Source organism: Streptomyces sp. ME19-01-6 (genome assembly GCF_033793745.1).
In the GTDB taxonomy this organism is placed as follows: Bacteria; Actinomycetota; Actinomycetes; order Streptomycetales; family Streptomycetaceae; genus Streptomyces.
Map to the genome: position 1 here is coordinate 253141 of NZ_JARAXF010000013.1, position 7820 is coordinate 260960.

General features: G+C 68.1%; 6 protein-coding genes. 4 read left to right on the forward strand and 2 right to left on the reverse strand.

The window, feature by feature from the left end:
• Window positions 1–5: 5 nt before the first annotated feature.
• On the reverse strand, window positions 6–1451 hold the full coding sequence (locus PV419_RS27650) for a hypothetical protein (RefSeq protein ID WP_319693543.1): 1446 nt from the start codon (window positions 1449–1451) through the stop codon (window positions 6–8).
• A 145-nt stretch (window positions 1452–1596) separates the two neighbouring features.
• Entirely contained in the window at window positions 1597–2883 is a 1287-nt protein-coding gene (locus PV419_RS27655; RefSeq protein ID WP_319693545.1) for a condensation domain-containing protein, read from the reverse strand.
• Between the two features lie 251 nt (window positions 2884–3134).
• On the opposite strand from PV419_RS27655, the gene PV419_RS27660 reads away from it, so the two are divergent.
• The 4 genes from PV419_RS27660 to PV419_RS27675 form a co-directional block, all read left to right on the forward strand.
• Window positions 3135–4154 carry an asparagine synthetase A gene (locus tag PV419_RS27660; RefSeq protein WP_319693547.1) on the forward strand — a complete coding sequence of 340 codons (1020 nt, stop codon included), beginning with the start codon at window positions 3135–3137 and terminating at the stop codon, window positions 4152–4154.
• Window positions 4151–5491, forward strand: coding sequence for a glutamate synthase-related protein (locus tag PV419_RS27665; RefSeq protein WP_319693548.1), 1341 nt, complete (start codon window positions 4151–4153; stop codon window positions 5489–5491). The genes PV419_RS27660 and PV419_RS27665 overlap by 4 nt, the downstream gene beginning before the upstream one ends.
• Window positions 5475–5675 carry an MbtH family protein gene (locus tag PV419_RS27670; RefSeq protein WP_319693550.1) on the forward strand — a complete coding sequence of 67 codons (201 nt, stop codon included), beginning with the start codon at window positions 5475–5477 and terminating at the stop codon, window positions 5673–5675. The genes PV419_RS27665 and PV419_RS27670 overlap by 17 nt, the downstream gene beginning before the upstream one ends.
• 84 nt (window positions 5676–5759) lie before the next feature.
• The coding region (locus PV419_RS27675; protein WP_319693551.1) for a non-ribosomal peptide synthetase at window positions 5760–7820 on the forward strand (2061 nt) is incomplete at its 3' end.

Genomic DNA, 7820 nt, shown 5'->3' on the forward strand with positions numbered 1-7820 from the left:
ATGACCTATTCGCCATGCGCGTAGGCGACTTGGGCGCGGTCGTGCTTGATCGAGCCGGCCTGGTCGACGCCGAGCGCCAGCAGGTACAAGGTCTCGTCCCAGGCCGTCAGACCGGCGAACTCGCGCCACAGGTCCGGGTCGTAACCGCCGATGGTGGTGATGGCCACGGAGTTCCTTCCGGCGCCGAGATAGAGCAAGTGCGCGCCGCACGAGGCACGGAACACGGCGTCGCGGAGATCACGCGGACCACCGGAGAAGAGCTCGCCGCGAGGCATGTGGAACAGCACGAACCCGGCCGCGACCCGCGCGTTGGCCTGCCCCATGCAGGAACGGACCAGCAGGTCGAGGTCGCGGAAGCGATCCGGCACGGTCACCCCGATTCGGCTGTCGCGCAGGGCGTCCGAGCACGCCTTGGCCGTCGGCCCGTCGTGCAGCAGGAGCGTCGCGCGCACCCCCTGGCCTGTCTCCGATTCGGACAGATCGGCCGGGAGCGGGGTGTCCAGTGCGGTCAGCATGCCCAGGAGCGCATCCGGTTCGGGTGCATCCCCGGAGAACCGCTTGCAGGACTGTCGCTGCCGGGAGACCTCACGCCACTGACCGAGCGGGATGCCCCCAGGATCCGGAGGGCGCAACCCGGTCGCGATGGGGGCGGCGGTGTGCAGCAGTGCGGGCGCGGCGAACGGCTGCGAGCTGTCGTACACCGCCTCCGAAAGCCCCGACCAGCACACACCCTCCAGTTGGCCGGTGCCCGCGGGGTCGTCGTCACCCGCCATCCGGAACGTCGCCCAGTCGCTGTTCTCGCCGTACGTGTGCGGCCGGCCGATCGTGACGACGGAATGCACTTCGCGGTGGGGCAGGCAGGGTTCGACGGCGGCCCGGATCGCGGCGCGAGGGCCGTGCAGCCGCAGCACGGCCGGACCGTCCTGGAGCGCGGTCCCGAGCAGGTTCGTGGCCGCGTGCCCCGCGTCCAACTGTGTGTAGAGATAGCCGCGCGAGCCGTACTTCCGCATCGACAGCCAGGGCCGGGCCAGGAGGATGACATGCGCCACGGCCTCGCCGCCGTCCGGCAGTCGCGCCGGACGCAGCAGCCGAGCCAGGGGCGTGGCCGGTCCGCCCAGGCGCACACAGGTACGGCGCAGCAGGTCCATCCAGAACAGCGCGTGGCCCGGGGGGTGTGCCGACGAGTGCTCCGGACGGTCGCCTTCGTCCACCAGCACCAGGACGTCGTACGGATAGATGGCACCGGCCGACGGCACCTGGCGGCCCTCCTGCGTGGGCCGGCCAAGGAGGGCGTCGGTCACCACGCGCACGGCCTGCCGCAGCCCCTGGCTGTGCGGTTCCTCCACCTCGAGCCGTGGGACGGGAGGGAGTTCCGTCATCTCCAGCCAGGCAGCCAGTAACCGCTCGTCGGGCACGGCGCAGGTATCCGAGTTGAACGCAGCAGAACTCACTGAGGGACCTCGATGCCATCATTACAGTCAACCGGTATATGCGTGGGCGGGCGATATGTTGTCTCTCAGCAAGCTACTTGAGTTGCCTATCTCCGATCGGCAGTTTCGTCGGCAGAATTGAGGGCAGCTTCGCCCGCTCCTCGGGCTATCGTTCCCCGTGCCGCAGTCCACGCGCCTCCGACACCAGCACCTCATGAATTCCCAGCAGCAATTCCGATACCAGCTCCTTACTCGTCTCCCTGCCCCGGAGCCAGATGGTCAATGCCGCTGAACCGTCTTCAATAAAGCGGGTGTGGAACTTGGGACCGATCGCGGATGCCTGCTCATCCCACGTCACCACCGGCACATCGGATTCGTCCGGATCCACCGTTCCGGCCGCCGGGCGGACCATGTAGTTGAATGCCCAAACCGGCTCGGGATCGATACTCGCGGAGGGGAAGCGCTGCTTGATCAGGCTGATCGAATCGGGATCGTACATGCCCATGCGATAAGCGAGGAACGCGGCTTTGTTGACGGCCTGGGCGAGCTCCCCGAATCCGGTCCCCGCGACGGCGTCCAGACATCCGGCGGCCCATTGGTTCATCGAGGTCACATAGCTTCCCCAACGGGCGGTGCCGCGATTCGACGACTGGAGCCGAACCGGCACCGACGGCAGCCCGCACACCTGGGCCACCGCCCTCGTGTAGGCGGCCAGAAGCACGGATGACTTCGGCACGGAGAGCCGGTCCGCCAGCTGCTGAGCCGCCGTCTGTGCCGCTGTCGACCGAACAGCGCCCTGCAGGACGCGAAATGGGCGTTCGGCCGAGGTGGGGCGGGGCCGTTGCGGGATCTCGGCCGAGGCGGTGAGAACCTTCTCCCAATGCCGTTCGGTCGCGGTGCGCCGAGCCTTGAAAGGGTTGCCCCGCTGCTCCTCGGCCATGGTGATCAAGCTGTAGGAATCTACCCGGTCAAGAAAAGATCCGGGATCGGCCAGGGCCTTGGGGAATTCCTCCCTGAGGATCCCTTGGGACCAATTGTCCGCCGCCAGGTGATGATGTGTGAACACCAGGTGCGTCGCCGTTCCGGAACGTGTTACGACGCGGCCGCGCCAGCCGAATTCAGAGGTCAGGTCAAAAGGTTGTGACGCCATGCGGCGAGCTGTCTCCCGCAGATCGTCTGCGGCCTCTTCCGAAACATTGAGATCGGACAGCGAATCCGGCTCGTGAACCAGCTGGACGGGGTTGCCAGGGTCACTCAGATCGTATGTAGTACGCAGTGACGGATGGTGATGAGTGAGCGCCTCCAGGGCATCCTTGACCGCTGCCGTTCCAGTCCCCTCCGGCAATTCCCAGACCGTCGATATGTTGACCTCGTGCCAACGGTCTCGAGGAAGTTTCTGGATGTCGCGCCACAGTGATATCTGCCCAAAGGAAAGCGGGCCGGAAAAAGGCATGGGGGTGACCCTAGGCGGTGGGCTCCAGCAGGTCAAGGGCGTTGAATCTGCCGGTCAATCTTCCCCTTCAACTGCCCCTCGGCCGCACGGTGCCGCCGGTACTTTCTTGAAATTGCTGCCCCTATCGCGTAATTGGCAAGGAGGTCCCTCAGTGAGTGGGGAGGGACTGAGCCAGATGACGGCCTGGCGTTGCAACGGGAATCGCTGCCCGCCCAGCCACCCCGGTCCGCCACGTCCGCAAAGGAATGAACATGCCCCTCAACCCGTCGCCCACGGCCGGGCGGGATCAGGCCTTCGTGCCTCCGCAGCCGCACGAGCACCTCACCTCCGCCACCACCAGGAACATGCTGCTCATCCAGAGCGCCCTGCTCCAGGGTGCCCGGGAATACCTGTGCGACGAAGGCTTCGTCGAGCTCCTGCCGCCGGTCGTCGGCCCGGTCACCGACCCCGGCTGCCGCGGCGCCAAGCAGGTCGACATCGACTATTACGGTCGGCGCTACAAGCTGATGACCAGCGTCATCTTCTACAAGCAGGCCGCCCTGCTGGCTCATCCCAAGATCTTCTACATTGCGCCCTGCGTCCGGCTGGAGCCGTTCACGACCTCCTCGACCCTGCGGCACTTGACCGAGTTCCACCAGATCGACGTCGAGGCGGCGGACGCCTCGCGCGAGGAGATCCTGGAGGTCTGCCAGGGGGTCGTACGCAGCGCACTGCGGCGTGTCATCAAGCACCTCCCCCATGTTCTCGAGGGGTTGGGGCGCGATCCGGGGGCCTTCACCGATCTCCTGGAACAGTCGTTCCCCAGCATCCGGCACATGGATGTGGTGGAGACCCTGCACAAGATGGGCCACGCGCAGAATCCCGACGGGGAGATCGACTGGGAGGGCGAGGCGCTCATCTCCCGGCAGCACACCCGTCCGTTCTTCATCACCGACTACCCCAAGGGTTCGCGGGGCTTCCCCGACCGGGAGAGCCGTACGCTCCCGGGCCGGCTCCGGAACTTCGACCTGGTGGCTCCCGAGGGCTACGGCGAGCTGTGCAGCGGCAGCGAGCGGGAGGGAGACTACAGCCGGGTCATCGAGCGGATGCGGGAGACCGGCGAGAATCCCGCGAAGTACGAGTGGTATCTCAAGACGTTCAAAGAGGGTGGCATCCCGCAGAGCGCGGGTTTCGGTCTCGGCGCTCAGCGCCTGACGCGCTATGCGGCCGGACTGCACTCGGTCTGGCAGGCCAGCGCCTTCCCGAAGCTGCCCGGGGTGATGGCGCCATGACGCGGCTGAGTGCGCCGGGTCTCCCCGAAGAGGCCATCCGCGAGCGTGCTCGCATCGGTCCCGAGGCGGCCTTCCCGCCCCGGGCCTCGTACGGGCAACGGCTGTTCGGGGCGGCGGAAGAGGCGCCCGGCCGCGGACAGGACGCTCTCGACAGCCTGCGGCTCGTGCCCCCCGTCTTCATGCCGCAGCGCCTGGAGAAGCTGGTCGAGTTGGGCCGCGAGCCGGTCTATCAGGATGTCGTGCTCGACAGCGGCATCGGAGGGTTCCGCTCCCCGCTGCCGGTGTTCATCACGGCCTTCGGCTCCACCCGCGCGGCCAGTGGTGACCTGGGCGTTCCGCTGAGCCGCCAGGCCGCCCGGCTGGGACTGCCGATGGTGATCGGCGAGAACATCGTCCCCGTCAACGGCTACGGCCGACTGGCGCAGACCCCGGACAGCGCGTCGCTGCTGGCCCGCATCAGCGCCTACGCCCAGGAGGTTCCGGAGGCCTACGGAGGTGTGGTCGTACAGCAGTGCACCGAGGATGCCGACGCCGAAGTATGGAACCTCGTCTACAGCGACCCGGCCGCCCAGCCACTGCTCGACGCCGGCAGGCTGGCCTTCGAACTGAAGGTCGGGCAGGGGGCGAAGCCCGGTCTCGGTGGGATGACGGTGGTGGATGGATCGGCCGCCGAACAACTCATGGACCGCTATGAGCTCGACGCGGTGTTCGGTCCCGGGACGCCGGAAGCGGCGCGGGGCGCGGATACCGAGGGCGCCTCGGTGTCCTATCTGCGCAGCAGCAGCCCCGGCACATTCACCGAGGAAATCCTGCGCCAGCAGGTCCGGCTGTTGCGCAACAACTACCCGCAGGCACGGATCTGGGTGAAACTCCACCCCGGCCGGGATGTCGCAGCGGCTGCCGCGGTGGCGTGGCAGGCGGGCGCGGACGCGGTCACCGTCGACGGTGCGGAGGGAGGCACCGGCTGGGCGCCCCTGGCCTTCCTCGACGGTGTCGGACTGCCGCTGGTCGAATGCCTGCACCGCATCGGGTCGCCTGCCGGGGACCTCCTGGCCAGCGGCCGTATATGGGAGGGCACCCGAGCGGTCAAGGCCATCGCCCTCGGTGCCACCGCGGTCGGCCTCGGCCGGGCCGCACTGCTCTCGGTCGACGAGGACACCGAGTGCGGCCTGGAGCGGTTCGTCGCCTGCCTGGCTCTGGAACTGCGGCTGCTGATCAGCGCGCTCGGGAAGTACACACCGCAGGTCGTGGGGCGCAAGGACATCTGGCCGACCCCCGATCCGGCGGCTCGCACCGGTCACGACAAGGAGAGAAGCCTCCATGACGAATCCGTTTGAACGCGAGGACAGTCGGTACCTCGTGTTGGTCAACGACGAGAACCAGCACTCGCTGTGGCCGGTGGCCATCGAGGTGCCCGCGGGCTGGACGGTGGCCCATGAGGAGGACAGCCGGGAGGCCTGCCTGGAGTACGTCGAGACCCATTGGACCGACCTGCGACCCGCCGGACTCGCGCGCTCCTGATTCCGGTCCCCGGCCCCTTCCCGAAGAGACCGCGCCTTGAGCCGGCACCAGCCGAATCAAGCCGAACTACGCGGAGAGCAGACGGTGTCCCAGCTCATCGAACTCGAAGACAGTCTCGCTCGGCAGCTCACGGCACTGGCCGCCGACGGCGGCTTTTCCGCCGAGAAGCTGATTCGGGGGGCGTGGTGCACAGCGCAGGACGAGGACGGGTCACCGGACACAGCGGTGGCCCTCCTCGAAGCGGCCGTACGGACGCCCGACGGCGCGGGGGTGCGCAGCCTGCTGGCAGCCGCCGACCGCTGGGACATGACGGTCGCCTGGAACGGGGAGCACGTCGACATCCCCTGGGACCGGACCCTGCACGAACTCTTCGAAGAGCAGACCCGGGCAACCCCGGACTCCGTCGCTCTCGTCCACCGCGGCGACACCCTCTCTTACACGGAACTCAACCGCCGGGCCAACCGCCTGGCTCGTCACCTCGCGCACTCGGGGGTTCAGCCCGGGACGGTGGTCGGCATCCACCTGGAGCGGACCCCGGAGATGGTGGTGGCGCTTCTCGCCGTCCTCAAGGCCGGCGGCGGCTACACCCTGCTGGACCCCGGTTTCCCCGAGGCGAGGTTGCGCACGGCGCTGACCACGTCGGAGACCGCGCTGCTGATCAGCCGTACCGGTCTGCCCCCGCTGGTCTCCGGCTCGGCGGGACCTGAGCTCGTCCTCGTGGACGCCCCGGGGGTACAAGCAGCTCTCGACACGCAGTCGGACGAAGACCTGGGCCGAACCGCGACAGCCGACGATGTGGCCTGCGTGATGTTCACCTCGGGGTCGACCGGCACCCCCAAGGGAATCGCCTCTGCACACCGGGCGCTCACCGGCACCTACCTCGGTCAGGACTATGCGGACTTCGGCCCCGAGCAGGTGTTCCTCCAGTGTTCCTCCATCTCCTGGGACGCCTTCGCTCTCGAACTATGGGGTGCGCTGCTCTTCGGCGCCCGCTGTGTCCTGTTGCCCAGCTCCGATTCGGAACCCGCGCTCATCGCCGATGCCGTGGCCGAGTACGGGATCACCATGCTCCAGCTGTCGGCGAGCCTCTTCAACTTCCTCGTCGACGAGCACCCGCAGGCGTTCGACGGGGTACGGATCGCCTTCACCGGCGGCGAGGCGGCTTCCGTGGCGCACGTCGCCAAGATCGGTCGCAGGTATCCGCGGCTGCGCGTCGTCAACGGCTACGGTCCGGCCGAGAGCATGGGTTTCACCACCTGCTACGTGGCGACCCCGGAGAACGCGCGAGCGTCTTCCCTGCCCATCGGGCGCCCGATCGCCAACAAGCATGTGCTGATTCTCGACGCCGAGCTCCAGCCGGTCGCGATGGGCGAGATCGGCGAGCTGTACGCGACCGGGGTCGGCCTGGCTCGGGGATATTTGGGGCGGGCCGGGCTGTCGGCGGAGCGTTTTGTGGCGTGTCCGTGGGGGGCTGCGGGCGAGCGGATGTACCGGACGGGGGATGTGGCGCGGTGGACCGCTGATGGGGTGTTGGAGTACGCGGGCCGTGCTGATGATCAGGTGAAGGTCCGGGGTTTCCGTATTGAGCCGGGCGAGGTCGAGGCTGCGCTGATGTCCTGTGCCGGAGTGGTCCAGGCCGTTGTGGTGGTGCGGGAGGACCGCCCCGGGGACCGGCGGCTGGTGGGCTACGCAGTGCCCGCGACCGGAGCGACGGTCGATGGGGCGAGTGTGCGTACCACCCTGGCCGCGCGGCTGCCGGAGTTCACGGTGCCCTCGGCGGTCGTGATGCTGGAACGGCTGCCACTGACACCGAACGGAAAGCTGGACCGACGGGCCCTTCCGGTGCCGGAGTACACGGCGGGAGGGTCGGGGCGGGCGGCTGTCACCTCGACGGAGACGTGGCTGGCGGGGTTGTTCGGCGAGGTGTTGGGGGTGGATGCGGGGCGGGTCGGGATGGAGGAGAGTTTTTTCGATCTGGGGGGTCATTCTCTGCTGGCGGCGCGATTGATCAGCCGCATCCGGGCCGGGCGGTCTGTGGAGCTGGGTATCCGCGCACTGTTCAACACACCGACGGTTGCCGGGCTGGCCGCGCTGATCGATTCCGGGACGGATGGTGTGGGGGTTTCGGGTGGGCGTCCGGTGGTG

What these genes read in the sequence shown, in the direction of transcription:
- PV419_RS27665 (WP_319693548.1), top strand. Translation starts at nt 4,151, where the DNA reads ATGACGCGGCTGAGTGCGCCGGGTCTCCCCGAAGAGGCCATCCGCGAG.
- PV419_RS27655 (WP_319693545.1), bottom strand. Translation starts at nt 2,883, where the DNA reads ATGCCTTTTTCCGGCCCGCTTTCCTTTGGGCAGATATCACTGTGGCGC.
- PV419_RS27670 (WP_319693550.1), top strand. Translation starts at nt 5,475, where the DNA reads ATGACGAATCCGTTTGAACGCGAGGACAGTCGGTACCTCGTGTTGGTC.
- PV419_RS27660 (WP_319693547.1), top strand. Translation starts at nt 3,135, where the DNA reads ATGCCCCTCAACCCGTCGCCCACGGCCGGGCGGGATCAGGCCTTCGTG.